Raw genomic sequence first — 15723 nt, forward strand, 5'->3', positions numbered from 1 at the left:
CTGCTTTTTTTTATACAAAAAACCCCCCTGCTGAACGCATCAGCAAGGGAGTCAACATCACCCACAGATTCTTATTCCACTTCCACTTCTTTCAGCGATTCAAAAGCTTCTGGATACGTAATCGTGTCAAAAACCTCTTCTTTCTCAGCATCCACTACGTTAACCGTGACATCATATTCTTCCGGGCCAGCCCCATTAAACAATTGATACAGCATTCCCGTTACGCCAAGCCCCATTACCGCAAATCCATCCAGGCTGTTTTCATATTCTTCCCGATCTACGGACAGCATAAATTCGGAGTAAGATGCAGTCGCTTGAATATCCTGAATGGACGAGTAGTTGTCCTCATTTTTTATTTCTTCAATGGCCGCAGTCATCTGCTTCTCCATCTCTTTCATCAATTCTTTATGTTTTGATTCCGACATTCTATAGGTTACAGACTCTCCATTATCCACGACTTCCGGTATACCTTTAGCCTCTGCGTCCGCTTTAATTCGCTCAAAGTTCTGATTCTGCAGTTCGAAAAAAGATTTCGGCACGGTCACTTTGACACCTAGTACGTTTTTGTCCATCTCGACCGAAGCTTCTTTTTCTTCACTGGATGAGCCCTCTTGCTCGGAGGCTGCTAGTTCCTCCGATTGGTACGTTTCTCCGCCCTCTGCTTCTGAGCTAGAGCTGGAACTCGAATCTGAACTGCACGCAGCCAGCATGAAGAGACAGGCTGCCAGGATCCACCATAATTTCTTCATGATCATCCCCCTATACCCCTGAGTGTATTTATTCTCTATTATTGCCTATTATAGCATTGATATCAGGAGTTTCGTCATGGGAATTTTTGAATCTTTAAAGAATAATTAGATACCTGTCATTGGGAGCAAAAAAACAAGCGTCTATAGAAGACCACTTGTTTCATGAGTTATTTCTATAAAGTTAATTATGTAGCTTGGAGGTCACGCTTCTAATTTCCCATGAGTTGAACGTATTTTCGTTCAACTCTTTAACTTTCTTTTTAATTTAGAAAGCATTAATTATGTTCTACAGGTGGTTATCTTTAATATACTTCCAAATTAAGTCACTTTTCTTTTTATCCACTGAAAAAAGAGTTTGGTTAAACATAAAATTGGAGTCTGTAACATCTTTCATCTTCTTTGCACTTAAAGGGTGTTTGAGCTTATTGAAATCTTCAAGCCTCATATAGTACTCTTCATCACTTTTTCCTTGATATTCTTTCATATGAACTTCGCCAGTCCCAATCCCCATAGCAACAATACCTTTTCCGCTTTGGTAGAGAAAGACCTTGTCCCCTTTTTGAATTCGTTTAATTTTATTCTTCCACGGATGATAGTAGGCGGCAGCTTTTTCCTCATTCATCATCTCATCGTGTGAGTGAGGATTATTTTTATAATTAGTGTTTAAGATAAAGTTTGATTGTTCCATTTCAATTACATCCTGAAACGGCGAATAGGCGTTAAATTCAATAAGTTGTTCATTACTATCGGTCACAAACACTCGATAAACTATTGAATCGATATTTAATCCTGTTTTCTTCCAATAGTTAACTGCGTTCCTTGTTTTAATATCGGTCCCATCCGTGACAATTAAAAAATGCTGCTGATGATTAAATTGTTCTTTATTAATCCATTCCTCATTGGCTAATTTAAAATATTCCCTATGTTCTTCAACCAATGAATTAGAGTTGGGATTAAATTTTAAAAAGAGTTTTTCTAGATCTTCGTAATTTTTCTGTCCATAAATCTGACCGTACCTGAATACCTGAAGTAGGTTTTCTTCGTTAGATTTCCATCTTTTCAACTCGAATATGTATAACTTACCTGTATGGTCCAATGCCATGATGTCTGGTTCTTCCTGAAAGCTTCTCTCAGTAAAAATAGGCATTAGTGTTTCTTCATCTAAAATTCGGTCCAGGTTCTTAACAAGCAATTCTTCTAAATCTTTTTCCTTCCACCCAATCTTATTTAAGTTAGATCTTTTAAGCATTCTTAAATTATCTCTTTCACGATGATCCAAATAATAAAGCATAGACATCTTCTCCTTTTCTTCATAATTTTTTGAAGAAATTTTCTTTAATACAAATGTCGAAAGTATTTTATACATTAGCTTTAATAGATTTATTACTTAAACCTCCACCATCGCACTAATCAACTGGAATTAATTACTATTTTACCATAAATAAACTACTAAACTATTGATAATCTGTAATTTAGTATGAACCAGAAATTAAATACGAAGGGCCATTTGCTGCTTTTATTTAAAATAAAATTCAAACGTGTTGAAAGAGCATACTAAATGGGTACTTCACAGGTAAAAACAGCCCCTTTTCCCTAATAATCGACATCAATAGGCATATAAATGTTTACTTCTCTGTCATATAGGTTATAACACTATCATCCATAACAAACCGAGAGGCCTTCCCAACCGTTGAAGGTCACACGAAAGGAAGAGGAGCTATGAGTACACCACAAAAAATTGTCGATCGTCTGGTTCACTTTACCGTTGAAGCTTATAACGACCGCTATGACTCCCCAACCATTCAGAAGCTGCGTCACGATTACGAATGTGCCCTTGGCCAGGCGATTCAGATGTATAAAGAAGCAAGTGAAGATATCCGCCCGGAAGTGATCCGTTACAACGAACTCATTCTTAAAATTAAAATGATCTTCCAGCAGAAGAAGTCGGAAACAGTAGAAGAGATCCTGGATCTCGACAGGAAGCTGCGCGCGAGAAACGAAGCTTGTCCGGATGCGCCGGTTCAGAATCATCCATATGAAATTGTTGACCGTTTAGTATACTTAACCGCTGAAGCTTATCAGGACCACGGTCCATCGAAGGCGCTTGAGAAGCTGCGTCATGATTATGAATGTGCCATAGAAGACGCGGTGCAGGTGTATAAGAAATCCTACGATAAGATGCTTCAGGACTCCATCCGCTACAATGAATTCAGGGAAAAAGTGAAGAAGTTCTTCGGCCAGACCGAATGCGAAAATGTCCAGCGAATCCTTACGTGGGACGAGGACCTGTCTGAAGGCATGAGTATCCGTCGAAGCCACGGATACATTAAGTAAAAACACTCCATGCACTGGAGTGTTTTTTTTTGAAACTCTGATAAGTCTGAATCAATTATAGAAAGAAGCCTGATCCCCCATAAAAATGGAGTCAGGCTCCTTCAATCTTCAGAGGGAAAGTATTCGTTATTTCGACGTAAAAGGCTTCAACAAGTGACTGAGTCCTTTCAAAACACTCATGTTCGGCTCGGTGACCATTTTCCTCACCATCGAATTGTGAAGTGATTTAATCACTAAATCCATTTGATGATTGCTCAGGCCTTCAATCGCTCTGCGGAGTACCAGGGAATCATCATAATCCTTATAGAGCGGTTTACACAGCTCTTCATAATTCCCAAGCCCGCAGATATCCTGAGCTGCATAAATGCCACTAAGAATAGATCCCGTCTGCCCAAAACCTAAGAATGGAGTGGTGGCTCCGAAACAGTTGCCTACAAAGAACGTGTTGCCGATTCGTGGATAATAACATTTTCCTACCATGTAATCGGCGATCGTAAATTCTTTCTCAATCGTAATTTCCTGATTTAGGGTACGGGAGGCTTGCTTCACCATTTCTTTCCAGAACTCATTTCTTTTTTGTAACCAATCGTCTTCATATTGCGGATAGACGATCACGAGAGTCGCTTCTGTTTTGGAGTGAGGCAGCAAGTAACCCATACCTTTTGGAGCAAAATCGTTATTGAACCAGGTATGTACCTCATTACGGACGAAATCCCCTTTGACGATAGCACCGGCAAAAGCAGAAGCTAATGCTATGTCATATGTCTGAATTTGCTGGGTAGCCTGTGGATCGCCTGTGGCTAATACCACATGGGTATATTCTTTTGAGATGTCTTCATGAGTCGCATGGTTGCCGTAATGGATTTTGCTATGCACAAGCTGTTGGGCTAATTGCTTCTCATAGGACTCCTCATATTCGCCCCGCATATTGATAAAACCGATATTTCCTTCTACATAGGCAGATTCGTTTTCGGAATGGACATATATTTTCTGTACATTGCTCGTTGGCTTTAAGTGGATATCATATGTTTCAGAAAAGAATTTCACCGAGTCATTGACGGGTGCGTGAAGAATAGGCGTTATTAATTGCGCAATTTCATAGCGAAAACCTATTTCGTTTTGGTGTTCAAAAATATCAGCCGTATGTCCATGTTTTTCCAATGTCACGGCACATGAAAGACCGGCAAGTCCTGCCCCGATAATCGCTGTTTTCACAAGGTCCTCCCCCTTTTCTTTATAGTGTTCGTAAGGAGGCCCATTTTATTCCTTCCTTCGTGAGGGAAATTAGTAATACAGATCTCGAAGTTCCCGTACTCCTTCCTGAATTAGATCCCTCCGCTGTTCAATTATAATTATCTCCAAGAACTAAACTTGAACATACGCGCTAATTAATTGATTAAGTTAACTCGAAATCCATTACAAAATTACACTTGGACACAGAATAAGGAATGTTATTTCTTAAACGATAATCCCTCCTCTTTCAAAGCTGATTTCAGCTTCGGCAATGACGATGGACCCATGCCATGAAATTTCAAAACGTCTTCTTCACTGTATGTTGATAAAATCCTCAAAGAAGTTATCCCTTTGTTTTCCAAGGCTCTTCTGGCTGGTGCTGAAAGTAATGAGAGAAATCCACTTTCAGGTTTTCGTGCGTTTTCACAGATTGGACAAGTTGGACAATCGCTACTTTTAAAATATCTGTGCCCTTTATTGCATATCCTGATATTTTTATTTGGAGTCATATAGACATCTCCTTAATTATTGAACTACCCCCCACTTACTCGCTGACACTCCTTGAAGTTGGGGGATTCCTAAGAGCACGAACCTAACGGTTCATTCAAATGATTAGGCTAGCCCCGTCGCACCGACGGTTGTAAGGATTCTTTGAATCTCCTTCAATATATTGAAGCTCGCATTTAGGTCGCGGTCGTGGTGGCAGCCGCAATCTGGGCAATCCCACGTTCGAACAGCGAGATTCTTTACCTCACGGTTTTGGTATCCGCACTTGGAACACAGCTGTGAACTCGCAAAAACTTTCGATACGGTTACCAACTGCTTCCCGTACCACTTTGCTTTGTATTCGAGCATAGACGTGAACATCGACCAGCTCACATCACTAATCGATTTGGATAGTTTTCGGTTTTTGAGCATATTGGAAATTTGGAGATTTTCTACACCGATCACATCGTGGTTTTTGATGATTTCGGTAGAAATCTTATGCAGATAATCTTTGCGGGAGTTCGCTATCTTCTCGTGAAGTCTAGCTACTTTAATACGTTGCTTATGCCAATTCGAAGATCCCTTTTCCCTTCGGGAAAGGATACGTTGAGCTTTTGCTAGTTTCTTTTCGGTCTTACGTAGGTATCGTGGGTTTTGATAGGTAGTGCCATTCGAGAGAGCAGCGAAGTCTTTCAATCCGAGATCAATGCCAATATAAGCGTTGGATTTAGGAAGTTCCTGAATATCTGTTTTAACAAGAATTGATACAGAATATTTTCCGGTCTGATTGCGGCGAACCGTCGCACTCAAGATGCGACCTTTCACTTCACGGCTCTTGGCAAATCTCACAAGCCCCAGCTTAGGCAGCTTGATTTTGCGATCCTGGATGGCAATATTTCCGTTTGTGCATTTTGTGGTGTAGGACTGGACTCTGTTCTTCTTTGATTTGAACCGTGGAGCTTGGTTTTGCTTTTTGAAAAACCGTTTATAAGCGTCAGAAAGATGTTTGACCGACGTTTGGATGGCCGTGCTATCCACTTCCTTTAACCAAAGGAATTCTCTTTTAAGCTTGGGTAGTTGTTTGGAACAAGTAGAGTAACTCAAACCTTTTCCGGTTTCCTTGTAGGCACTGCTCCATTCGGAGAGGAAATGATTGAAGACAAAACGAGCGCAACCGATTGTCTTAGCGATGAGCGATTCTTGGGTTTTATTTGGATAGATACGAAAGTTATACGCTTTATGCTTCAACCTTTCCACCTCCTAATCAGGAACATATGTTCTTACTTTAGGATATCACGGAAGGGAGAATATTCAAAGGCATTCGCCTTACGGCGACGGCATTCATCTCCCCCTTGCCACCAGTCTTCGACACGGCGCTTGAAGAGGGAGTCTTCTGCCGATGAATGTTAAAAATTAGGAGACGAATCTCTTTATTGATTCGCCCCCCGTTTATGTAACACTCGAATTCGAGCTATCTCATACTGCTCTTTTACTTTAGCACCCTTTACTTAAAGAGGAATCTTTTTATTTCTTTCCTTTCTTCCTTAAAGGCTCTTAGCTAAAGAAAAGAAAATAAATTATAAATCCTACTATTATTAGGATAATGAGCATTCCTGTTCCTTTCCATCCCATCCCACCTACAAAATCAACTAGGCTTCCATAGGAGGATCTATGAGTGGAATCCTTCAAATTTCCAGTAGGATTTCCCTTCCATTCTTCTTGTCTTAATCTTTCTCTTCTTTCTTCAGGAGTTTCTTTTTCATTCTCCACCTAACCCCTCCATAAATCATTTCTCTTATTACACATACGATACGAATCCAATTTAGTTTCAAAGCTGCCTATTATCTCGAACCTGAATCTTCAACTGTCCTGCCCGTTTCTAGAAGACTCAGTTTCGAGATCAGCACAAAAAGAAAAGGCCCTGCATACGCTGCAAGACCTCTCCCCTTGCTATTAATACATTTTCGTCAGCCACATCGACAAAGCAGGCACATACGTAATGATCAGCAACGCCAGGATCATGGCCGCTAAAAACGGAAGAACACCGACGACAATTTTCTCGAATTTTACTTTTCCGACCGTAGAGGCCACAAATAGGTTGACCCCGACTGGCGGCGTGACAAAGCCAATCGCCAGGTTCGCAACTAAAATGACACCAAAATGAACAGGATCGACACCGAACTCCGTCACAATCGGCAGCAGTACTGGCGTCAGGATGACCACGGCTGAGATCGTATCAATAAACATCCCGACAAAAAGGAGCAGCAGGTTAATGACAATCAGGATGAAAATCGGATTCGTCGTCAGTCCCGTCAGATAAGCGGATATCTGATCCGGGATCTGGACAAGCGTCATAAAATGCGCGAAGGAGACGGACAGGGCGATAATAATCATCGTCGTTGAATTGATGACGATCGTCTGCATGAACGAGTCATAGATCGTCTTCCACGAAAGCTCTTTGTAGATAAAGCCTCCAATAATCAGCGCATACACCACGGATACAACGGCCGCTTCTGTCGGCGAGAACACCCCGCCATAAATTCCACCTAAGATGATGACCGGTATAAACAGCGCCCACTTCGCATCGTTGAACGCACGAAGCACTTCTTTTCCGGACGCCTTGGACGTATCGTCCGGGCGGTAGTTATTTTTAGCGGAAATGATAAACGCCGTGACCATTAATAAGGCACCAATCAGCATGCCGGGAAGAATCCCGGCGATAAACATATCTCCGACTGAGACGTTCGCGGTTACACCGTATATAACAAACGGGATACTCGGCGGGATGATCACCCCGATGGAACCCGCTGTCGCCGGTACACTGGCGGCAAATCCCGGCTTATAGTTTTTCGCGATCATAGCTGGAATCATAAACCCGCCGATCGCGGCAACGGTGGCCGGGCCGGATCCGGAGATCGCCGCGAAAAACATACAAGCGACAATCGTTACCATCGATAATCCGCCGGTCATCCAGCCGACCATCGAGGTCGCTAGAGTCAGAAGGCGTTTAGAGACGCCGCCTTTCCCCATCAAGATGCCGGCAAGCATGAAGAAGGGGATCGCGAGTAGCGGGAAAGAATCCAGGGAAGTAAACGCTTTTTGCACGATGATATCAAGAGGGAGCGTCGTTCCGAAGTAAATCGCGGTTAAGGCCGATACTCCTAGAGAGATCGCGATCGGTACCCCAATCAGTAGACAGACGAACAGCGTTCCAAATAAGAGGAGAATACTCATGTGGCAATCCCCTCGCTTTTCGGCTTATCATAATTCCCTTTCCAGATTTGGATGAGCTGAATCGCTAAACGGATCGTCATCCCAATTGACCCAATCGGTACGGCGGCCATCGGAATCCACATCGGAATCTGCATCGCCGGCGATTGCTGGCCGTAGCTTAATGTATCGAGGACCAGATTGGTTCCATATACCGCTAAAAACAGGACCAGCAGAAACCACAGGATCACGCTCGCTGATTCCAGTATTTTTCTTACGACTCCGTGAAACAGGGTCACAAACGCATCGACCCGGATGTGCTCTCTCATTTTCACAGCGTAGCTTGCGCCGACCCACACTTGGAAGATATGCAGGTAACGGGCGATTTCCTCTGTCCAGCTGGGAGCGGACTGGAAAATATACCTTCCTACGACCTGACCGAAAATAAGGACGACCATCAGGGCAAGCGTAGCCACGAGTATTCCTTTTTCTATATTTGCAAAAATCTTCGACATGTCTGTCCCACCCTGTTATGTAGTAAAGGAAGGCCGCGGCCTTCCTTTAAGTTATCGTTATTCAACAGCTTGCTGCACTTTTTCCAAGAGTTCTTTCCCAATATCATCTTCGAATTCGTCATAAACCGACTGAACTTCTTCCTTGAAGGATTGGATGAGTTCCTCAGAAGGTTCATTCACTTCCATACCTTCTGCTTTCAACTCTTCCAAGAACTCACTGTCCTGCTTTTGTGCCAGTTCCCGCTGCTCTGTTCGGTATTCTTCGGAAGCTTCCACGACTAACTCCTGCAGGTCTTTCGGAAGCCCCTCGTAAAAGTCATTGTTCATAAGTAAAGCCGTCGGCGCATACACATGGCCCGTCATGGTCAGGTAGTCCTGCACTTCATAGAACTTATTCGTATAGAACAAGGAAACCGGTGCTTCCATTGCGTCATACGTTCCCTGCTGGAGCGCTGTGTAAAGCTCACCGAATGCGAAAGGAGAAGCATTCATGCCGAGTGCGTTAAAGGTTGCCGTATGAACCGCGCTTTCCAACGTACGCATTTTCAGACCTTGAATATCCTCGAGAGACTCGACTGGACCCTGGTTATTCGATAGGTGACGGAAACCATTTTCCGCAAAAACAAGTCCCTTGATATTTTGTTCGGATAAATCATCCAGCAGTCCCTGACCGATTTCACCGTCCAATACTTTGTATGCCTGCTCGTAGTTTTCAAACAAGAATGGCAGATCAAACACCATGAAATCTTCATTAAAGGAAGAAATTGACGCAACGGCCGGAATTGTCATTTGAATATTGCCCTGCTGAACCGCTTCAATCGCCTCACGGTCAGAAGGATACAGTTCCCCGTTCGGGTGAAGTTCGACCTTCAGCTGCCCGTCCGACTCTTCCTCAAGCTTCTTCTTAAACGATTCGGCTGCAATGTGAGAGGACTGATCCTCTGACACTAAGTGAGCGAGACTAATGGTGTACGTTTCTCCGCTCCCGTCTTCAGAACCGCCGTCACCTCCTGAGCTCGGACGTCCGCATGCGGCTAATGTGAGTAGAGCTGCAAATAATACTAGAAAAACTTTCTTCATATGTACTCCTCCTAAGATTGATAGTGAGTGATGCGCGTACTGACTTTTTTCATATGTAGGTCGATTGCTGTCGAAGCCCGCTCGACATCTTTTTCCTCCACCGCTTCCAGGATGGCTTCGTGTTCCTCGCAGGCTGCTTCTGCACTTTGAGACAGCGTGTTCGATAAGATGATAAAGGCGCGGTAATCCCCGGAATTCATTTGCAGGATCAGATCCCTTAACTTCTTATTCTCATTGTCTTCTGTCAGCAATAAATGAAAATCCCTGTCGAGTTCGACAAACTCTTCATAATCCTCTTTTGTAATCGCTTTCTTCTGATTCCGTACATTCTCCCGCAGTTGTTCAATGGTAGCTTGAGATCGAATGGGGGTAATCGTTCGGAGGTTGTGCGTTTCAAGCAGCGTGCGGACTTCCATCAGATGCAGGGCTCCCTCCATCGTAAAGGTCGCCACCCTGGCCGGTTTCCCCTTCTGCAGGACGACCAGTCCATCTGCAGCGAGGCGGCGCAGTGCTTCACGCAGCGGTGTTCGACTCACACCGATCTGCTTCGAAATTTTCTCCTCGGGCAATTCTTCATTGGCACTGAATTCTCCAGAAACAATCGACTGACGCAGCAAGTCATACGTCTGGTCGGATATGGACATCATCTTATTGACCCTTCTCATGAATCACTCCACCTATGTTTTTCCTGTATACAGTATACTGAAAATTGTATAAGAGTTTCATAACTTTGTAAACTGAATTTTAGAAAAATTACAAAAAGGAGCATAAAAAAAAGAAGCCTGCCCCACGAAATTCCTGCCACTTTAAGAAAGTGGTGGAATGTTCGTATAGAACCTGCAATTTGTCCAAATTTGATGTTATAATTTTCAGACTATTTGGATAGGATAATTATACAAGAATCTATTAATAAAAAGGAGCTGCTTCCTATGCAGATTGAAGCGAAATGTAAACGGAGTATCTTCAGCCAAAAGCCTATACGCCTGAACGAAGCGAAAAATGAAGAAGCCTTACAGAAACTATTGGACGCGCCTCACCACTGTTACTTTACAGAAGGAAAATATTACACGTTCACCGTCCACCCTCAGGTGTGGGAAAGCACGAATAATTTCTCAGAGAATCAAATGTTTAATGTCGTCCGTGACTTCGACCGGGTTGCCGACCACTTTGAATTACAAACGCTGTCTAAACTATAATCGAGCGATGCATCATCGCTCGTTTTTTTGTTTGCTAGATTGAGAGATTCTATAAAAAAGCCTGAGTCTACCATAAAAAAAGACCCTGCTTTCACGCACAGGGCCACCTATTACAAACTAAATTATTTCCTTATTTAATAGCCGATCATCCTCAGGCGTCCGGCAAAGCCGCCGCTTCCCCGGGTTCCGCGTCCGTTACATACGTACCGGCAAAGAGATCGTGAATCGCCCGGTGATCCTTGCGAAAAGCAACAAAAAAAGCACTGACAATATAGAGAACACCAAACGACAGTCCATAAACCAAGCCTGACAGGACCACGCGCAGCAGCATCGTCCCCATGCCTACATCTTTTCCATTTGTTTTCACAATGCGGATCCCCATGATCTTCTTTCCCACGACGTAGCCATACCAGAATACAGGAACGATCAGCAGATACAGCCCTTCGATCACATTCGTTATCAAGCTGTTCAGATCCGTCTGAAACAGTCCGGATACGATCAGCCCAATAGGCAGAAATACAATCAGACCATCCAGCAGGACAGCACCCAATCTTCTTAAAAACCCGACCGATTGATCCATAACCTTCCCCTTTCTATCATTCTGCTTATTATACATCCATGACTCTATCATCCGAGAGTGCTTCTCACGAAAAAGAAAGCCGCCCACTTGAGCGGCAGCTTTGCATCAGGTTAACCCGGCGATTTTGATTAAGGTTAACCGCTCTTCAGATCATCCTTGTACTGTAATCCAACCGCTTCTCCCGGGTCGGCTTCCGTCACATACGTACCAGCTATAAAATCGTGAATCGCGCGGTTGTCCCTGCGCAACCCGACCATAAAGGCACTCACAATATAACCAATACCAAGCGTCAGGGCATAAACGATGCCTGAAACAAACACACGCATAATCATCGTGCCAATCCCTACGTTTCTTCCATCCTTTTTCACGACGCGAATGCCCATCAATTTCTTTCCTACCACATAGCCATACCAGAAGACAGGCACAATCATCATGTAAAGGGACTGTATAAGGTTAGGTACAAAACTGTCCATGTCCACCTGAAATAAGAAAACCGAAATAAGTCCGATCGGTAAGAATACGATTAATCCGTCTAATAAGGAAGCTCCAAATCTTTTCGAAAATCCGACTGTCTGGTCCATAATTTTCCCCTCTCTAAGATACTGTCTCTCATTCTACTTGGGATAATATTCCTATGCAAGAAAAATAAGATGCTGAGATTCGTTCCTTCTCTATCTTCCATACCTCAGAATGTCCAGTTCTACCCCCTGATTTCTACCATTTATTTAAGAAATTATCCCTATCTATCCCATTTTTAAAAAATAAATAGAAAAAACACCCCTAATTTTACTTTATATGTAAAAATATCACACTCAGTTTGTGGTAAGTTCATCCATTGCATACGAAAATTTTAGTATGAGAAAAGAACCTATTGAAGATGCCATTGCCATTTTCGGCACCCAAGTACGTAACACACGAATGGAGCTGGGCATGACCCAGGAAGAGCTCGCCTACGAAGTCGAGCTGTCCCCAAACTATATCGGTTATATTGAACGAGCAGAGAGGCAGCCAGGCATCTACCAGATCATTGCGATCTCTTTTGCCCTGGGCGTCAGTCCATCTGTCTTATTCAATGACGTAAGCGTACCGGATGATCTAAAAAGGTCTCCGGAATAAGTTTATTGAAAGGAGTATAGAAGACATTCTGCACAATAAGGATCAATGAATAACAAGGCAGCGCTGCATTATCCACGATTTGCTGCGCTGCCTTACTACTACTTGGAAGGAAGAAATTATACAATGGATTATATTTTAACGCGTACCGAACTTGAGGATGATGGGCACAGGAGTGTACATATCCTCGACATCAGGAAGGCTCAGTACCTCATTTACTACCCCGATGAAATATCGCATTTGGATCAGGAACTAAAAGCGTTTCTATTTACCAGATTGAAAGGGATAAATGAAGGTCAGTATGATCATTGATTGATCATTTCTGTTTATCCAATCCATACAAACTCAGTGGTTTCATTTGTATGACTCCAGCTATCCTTCTATCATTTCTTCCACCTTTATCTTCACTAGCCACTCCTCACCATCGTCATAAATATAAAGGATCGTATGGAATTTGACTGCTTTTGGAATGTAGGGTAAATGTTCTGATGGTTATTCGCAAAAGAGGCTTGCAGATAATTCTGCAAGCCTCTTTCTAATTCCTGTTCTATTTTTTTAATATTTGACTGAACTTTAAATAAACGAACCCACAATTGGTATCCCATCGCTTTAACCTCACAGATTTGCAGAAGGACTCAAACCAAGATTCCTTATCTTTTCCTTCAAAGACCCAATTACTCTTACAGTTGAATCCACATCAATTATATCAGCAGAGTCTGTAATTATATAATCTGCTACAGCTACTGTCATGGATTTTCCTACTTGGAGACGTGAAGGACGTTTCAGTTCATCAATGTTTTCTATTAAATACGATGAACAACTTCTTAATTGTTTAATTCCAAATTCAGAGTCATTAGTTTTTATTTTTACGCAAAGCTTCTGCTCTTCTAATAGTATGTAAGGAGACAACGAATGATCTATGTCTAGGCTGCTCCAAAAGCCATTAAAGCCCCCTCTTGGATTGGCAACATAACCGTAATTTCCTTCGATACCTGCAGTTCTTATGGACTCATAAACACCAAACCAGACTCGGCTTCCATCTTTCCATTTATTGAATGGTTCATCTTTATATCGAAAAAATGAGTTATCAATTTTTTTTAAATATGTGAAGTAATCTTGGTAAATATCGCTAGTGATATGCTTGTGTCGGTTTAATAACTGAAGGAACTGCGAACGTGGGTAGACTTGATAACCAGCATCAAGTACAGGCTGAAGATTGCTTTGCTCATTAATGGTTAAATAGATAGGAACTTGATGAAGATGTGGTCTTTCTTGATGCATGTGAGTTCTGTACCGTTTTAATTGATTGGAGTGCTGTTTGGTGAACGTTTTATCTTCAATCATTATTGCCCATTGATTATTGATTTCTATTAGAATATCTATACTGCCAAACTGTTTCTTAATATCAATGGATTCTATAGGGGGTAACATAAGGTCATGTAGTTCAAACAACTCTGCTAGAAATTCTATAGACGCTCGGTGTAACAAAGGGTATGAATTCTTAAACTCAGAAGAAGCAAATGATACGAACCAGCTAAGAAAGGCATCTTGAGAAAGTTCTGAAGTCGCGTAATCGAATAAATTGGGTTTCAATTAAATTCACTCCTTTCATTACATTTAAGGCACTAGTTTACAGGATTGGCATAATTAAAATATTACTCTATTTATTTCTTCCTCACTTTTCCCTGTCTGAATTATTATAAAGTCTATTAACTCTTGTTGTTTTTCATTATGAATTTAGTTCCTTATACTTCTTAATATGACCTTCATAACCGACGAAATATTCACTATGATAATTTGAATTATTATATATCTTTACATTAGTGTTTCATAAATAATATCTGAATATTCTGAGCATATACACTTCCATGAAAATCCTTTGTAATGGATGTCGTAGGGTGTTCCAGTCCATTCCTATATAAAGGATTCACACATGGACAAAAAATACCGCAAAAAAGACATCTGGTAAATACTTAGAACCGATAAATCTACAAGTGCTTTTGAGTCTTATTAAAATTAAACTTGATTAACTAGTTTTCTTTTGATTAAAATAAAATTTTAGTGTTTCATAATCTGACTTCACTTGTTTAAATATTTCTGCATTCCCATCAGGCATATCAGGATGAAACTTCTTCACTAACGTTCTATACCTCTTTTTAATAAGATTAACATCATTAGTATATAAAGGTAATTCAAATTTGTTCAGTATGGTGTTAATGACCTCTTCCTCACTATTTCCACTATTCAACTTCTCTTCAAAGTATTCTTTATATTGTTTTTTAAACCTTTCGTTTCTATGGTTTTCTTGATTTTCACCATCATTATGAAACTCTTCATTACTATGGTTTCCTTTATTTTCCTCTTCATTATGGAACTCTTGATCACTCTCATTATTGGAGACCCAGAAAAATTCTTTAATCCAATCTTCAAATTCATCCATTCTTGCATCCCATCTTGCATTTCTTATTTTTAGATAAATAACTCTACCTGCAAAATATTGAAAAAAATAGTTTCCAAAAGACAACAAAAAACTTATTGCAAAAATTGTATCTAGAGGGTATTCATTTAAGTTATTCCCATTTATTGTATTCCATGTATTGACTAATGTAATACCTATCCCCATTAAAATAACAAGTAGTATACTAGCTGAAATCCCTAATCCTTGGTATGCAAAATATATTTTCAAATCACGCTCGTAGCTCTTTTCCTCTTTTAGATATTTCCAGAAAAATATACATGAGGTATATTCTAAGTACGTTCGATTCATATTTTATCTCCTTTAATTATAGTTGTGCTAAATAAAACCTCATTCCTAAAAAACAAACCTCTTTGAGTAACAGCAATTTGATCTAATTTGTCAGATAAAATAGTGCATCCTTGGATTAAGCGTTATAGGAATCTAAGTTTTGAAGTGTTTATTTTACATGTGTATTAAATCTTTCTTTTCATGGTGAGGAGGTTTCTTGGTAAAGGACCTTTCGGAATCATACTCAAAAGAGAAGGTCCGTATTGCTTTAATAGATTTGGGCCATTTTTTCTTCGCTATTCTACTATTGATTTTACAGGAATTTCTACTATTATATCTCCACCTATTTTCTTTTAATCATAATGGTGAAATTAGTAAAATAAAACAAAATATATAAGATAATGTTAAATGACGCTTTATCACCAATATGTTTTATTCAGTTCAAATTTCATAAACGTTCACAGAGACGTGCACAAAAAAG

Annotated in this window: 18 protein-coding genes; 4 read left to right on the forward strand and 14 right to left on the reverse strand. The window is 41.0% G+C overall.

Features of this window, described 5'->3' with window-relative positions; translation table 11 throughout:
• Positions 1-71: 71 nt before the first annotated feature.
• Together HBHAL_RS16495 and HBHAL_RS16500 are read right to left on the reverse strand one after the other, a co-directional pair.
• Positions 72-749, reverse strand: coding sequence for a hypothetical protein (locus tag HBHAL_RS16495; protein WP_014644623.1), 678 nt, complete (start codon positions 747-749; stop codon positions 72-74).
• 286 nt (positions 750-1035) lie between these two features.
• Positions 1036-2040 carry an EVE domain-containing protein gene (locus HBHAL_RS16500; protein ID WP_014644624.1) on the reverse strand — a complete coding sequence of 335 codons (1005 nt, stop codon included), beginning with the start codon at positions 2038-2040 and terminating at the stop codon, positions 1036-1038.
• A gap of 428 nt (positions 2041-2468) precedes the next feature.
• Here HBHAL_RS16500 and HBHAL_RS16505 point away from each other — a divergent pair, with 428 nt between their 5' ends.
• Positions 2469-3083, forward strand: coding sequence for a hypothetical protein (locus tag HBHAL_RS16505; RefSeq protein ID WP_014644625.1), 615 nt, complete (start codon positions 2469-2471; stop codon positions 3081-3083).
• 126 nt (positions 3084-3209) lie between these two features.
• Here HBHAL_RS16505 and HBHAL_RS16510 read toward each other — a convergent pair whose 3' ends face one another.
• The 8 genes from HBHAL_RS16510 to HBHAL_RS16545 all read right to left on the reverse strand — a co-directional run bounded on the left by HBHAL_RS16510 (position 3210) and on the right by HBHAL_RS16545 (position 10272).
• The gene (locus HBHAL_RS16510) at positions 3210-4298 is read right to left on the reverse strand and encodes an NAD(P)-binding protein (protein ID WP_014644626.1); all 1089 of its coding nucleotides are present in this window, start codon (positions 4296-4298) and stop codon (positions 3210-3212) included.
• A 236-nt stretch (positions 4299-4534) separates the two neighbouring features.
• On the reverse strand, positions 4535-4825 hold the full coding sequence (locus HBHAL_RS16515; RefSeq protein ID WP_041601429.1) for an RNA polymerase alpha subunit C-terminal domain-containing protein: 291 nt from the start codon (positions 4823-4825) through the stop codon (positions 4535-4537).
• Between the two features lie 103 nt (positions 4826-4928).
• Positions 4929-6059, reverse strand: coding sequence for an IS200/IS605 family element RNA-guided endonuclease TnpB (tnpB, locus tag HBHAL_RS16520; protein ID WP_014644627.1), 1131 nt, complete (start codon positions 6057-6059; stop codon positions 4929-4931).
• Positions 6060-6356: 297 nt separating this feature from the next.
• Positions 6357-6572 carry a DUF6366 family protein gene (locus HBHAL_RS16525; protein WP_014644628.1) on the reverse strand — a complete coding sequence of 72 codons (216 nt, stop codon included), beginning with the start codon at positions 6570-6572 and terminating at the stop codon, positions 6357-6359.
• A 183-nt stretch (positions 6573-6755) separates the two neighbouring features.
• Entirely contained in the window at positions 6756-8036 is a 1281-nt protein-coding gene (locus HBHAL_RS16530; RefSeq protein ID WP_014644629.1) for a TRAP transporter large permease, read from the reverse strand.
• Positions 8033-8527: a TRAP transporter small permease gene (locus HBHAL_RS16535; RefSeq protein ID WP_014644630.1), complete on the reverse strand. Its 495-nt coding sequence runs from the start codon at positions 8525-8527 to the stop codon at positions 8033-8035. Before HBHAL_RS16535 ends, HBHAL_RS16530 begins: the two co-directional genes overlap by 4 nt.
• Before the next feature lie 57 nt (positions 8528-8584).
• The gene (locus HBHAL_RS16540) at positions 8585-9607 is read right to left on the reverse strand and encodes a DctP family TRAP transporter solute-binding subunit (RefSeq protein WP_014644631.1); all 1023 of its coding nucleotides are present in this window, start codon (positions 9605-9607) and stop codon (positions 8585-8587) included.
• 11 nt (positions 9608-9618) lie between these two features.
• Complete coding sequence (locus tag HBHAL_RS16545; RefSeq protein WP_014644632.1) at positions 9619-10272, reverse strand: GntR family transcriptional regulator; 654 nt, start codon at positions 10270-10272, stop codon at positions 9619-9621.
• A gap of 264 nt (positions 10273-10536) precedes the next feature.
• Here HBHAL_RS16545 and HBHAL_RS16550 point away from each other — a divergent pair, with 264 nt between their 5' ends.
• On the forward strand, positions 10537-10803 hold the full coding sequence (locus HBHAL_RS16550; RefSeq protein ID WP_014644633.1) for a hypothetical protein: 267 nt from the start codon (positions 10537-10539) through the stop codon (positions 10801-10803).
• A 151-nt stretch (positions 10804-10954) separates the two neighbouring features.
• On the opposite strand, the gene HBHAL_RS16555 is transcribed toward HBHAL_RS16550, so the two are convergent.
• Positions 10955-11383 (reverse strand): RDD family protein, encoded by a 429-nt coding sequence (locus HBHAL_RS16555; protein WP_014644634.1) that lies wholly within the window; start codon positions 11381-11383, stop codon positions 10955-10957.
• Positions 11384-11517: 134 nt separating this feature from the next.
• On the reverse strand, positions 11518-11964 hold the full coding sequence (locus tag HBHAL_RS16560) for an RDD family protein (RefSeq protein WP_014644635.1): 447 nt from the start codon (positions 11962-11964) through the stop codon (positions 11518-11520).
• Between the two features lie 274 nt (positions 11965-12238).
• Here HBHAL_RS16560 and HBHAL_RS16565 point away from each other — a divergent pair, with 274 nt between their 5' ends.
• Entirely contained in the window at positions 12239-12499 is a 261-nt protein-coding gene (locus tag HBHAL_RS16565) for a helix-turn-helix domain-containing protein (protein ID WP_014644636.1), read from the forward strand.
• Positions 12500-12544: 45 nt separating this feature from the next.
• The gene (locus HBHAL_RS16570) at positions 12545-12808 is read left to right on the forward strand and encodes a hypothetical protein (protein ID WP_041601431.1); all 264 of its coding nucleotides are present in this window, start codon (positions 12545-12547) and stop codon (positions 12806-12808) included.
• Positions 12809-13111: 303 nt separating this feature from the next.
• On the opposite strand, the gene HBHAL_RS16580 is transcribed toward HBHAL_RS16570, so the two are convergent.
• Both HBHAL_RS16580 and HBHAL_RS16585 read right to left on the reverse strand, forming a co-directional pair.
• Entirely contained in the window at positions 13112-14089 is a 978-nt protein-coding gene (locus HBHAL_RS16580) for a PD-(D/E)XK nuclease family protein (RefSeq protein ID WP_014644639.1), read from the reverse strand.
• 433 nt (positions 14090-14522) lie between these two features.
• On the reverse strand, positions 14523-15263 hold the full coding sequence (locus HBHAL_RS16585; RefSeq protein ID WP_014644641.1) for a J domain-containing protein: 741 nt from the start codon (positions 15261-15263) through the stop codon (positions 14523-14525).
• Positions 15264-15723: the final 460 nt, after the last annotated feature.

This window comes from Halobacillus halophilus DSM 2266, assembly GCF_000284515.1.
Taxonomy (GTDB): domain Bacteria; phylum Bacillota; class Bacilli; order Bacillales; family Halobacillaceae; genus Halobacillus; species Halobacillus halophilus.

Bases quoted from the DNA above. Each gene is read 5' to 3' on its own strand.
- HBHAL_RS16560 (WP_014644635.1), bottom strand. From the start codon at position 11,964: ATGGACCAGACAGTCGGATTTTCGAAAAGATTTGGAGCTTCCTTATTA.
- HBHAL_RS16495 (WP_014644623.1), bottom strand. From the start codon at position 749: ATGAAGAAATTATGGTGGATCCTGGCAGCCTGTCTCTTCATGCTGGCT.
- HBHAL_RS16570 (WP_041601431.1), top strand. From the start codon at position 12,545: ATGAATAACAAGGCAGCGCTGCATTATCCACGATTTGCTGCGCTGCCT.
- HBHAL_RS16555 (WP_014644634.1), bottom strand. From the start codon at position 11,383: ATGGATCAATCGGTCGGGTTTTTAAGAAGATTGGGTGCTGTCCTGCTG.
- HBHAL_RS16515 (WP_041601429.1), bottom strand. From the start codon at position 4,825: ATGACTCCAAATAAAAATATCAGGATATGCAATAAAGGGCACAGATAT.
- HBHAL_RS16500 (WP_014644624.1), bottom strand. From the start codon at position 2,040: ATGCTTTATTATTTGGATCATCGTGAAAGAGATAATTTAAGAATGCTT.
- HBHAL_RS16540 (WP_014644631.1), bottom strand. From the start codon at position 9,607: ATGAAGAAAGTTTTTCTAGTATTATTTGCAGCTCTACTCACATTAGCC.
- HBHAL_RS16530 (WP_014644629.1), bottom strand. From the start codon at position 8,036: ATGAGTATTCTCCTCTTATTTGGAACGCTGTTCGTCTGTCTACTGATT.
- HBHAL_RS16535 (WP_014644630.1), bottom strand. From the start codon at position 8,527: ATGTCGAAGATTTTTGCAAATATAGAAAAAGGAATACTCGTGGCTACG.
- HBHAL_RS16545 (WP_014644632.1), bottom strand. From the start codon at position 10,272: ATGAGAAGGGTCAATAAGATGATGTCCATATCCGACCAGACGTATGAC.
- HBHAL_RS16565 (WP_014644636.1), top strand. From the start codon at position 12,239: ATGAGAAAAGAACCTATTGAAGATGCCATTGCCATTTTCGGCACCCAA.
- HBHAL_RS16505 (WP_014644625.1), top strand. From the start codon at position 2,469: ATGAGTACACCACAAAAAATTGTCGATCGTCTGGTTCACTTTACCGTT.
- HBHAL_RS16550 (WP_014644633.1), top strand. From the start codon at position 10,537: ATGCAGATTGAAGCGAAATGTAAACGGAGTATCTTCAGCCAAAAGCCT.
- HBHAL_RS16585 (WP_014644641.1), bottom strand. From the start codon at position 15,263: ATGAATCGAACGTACTTAGAATATACCTCATGTATATTTTTCTGGAAA.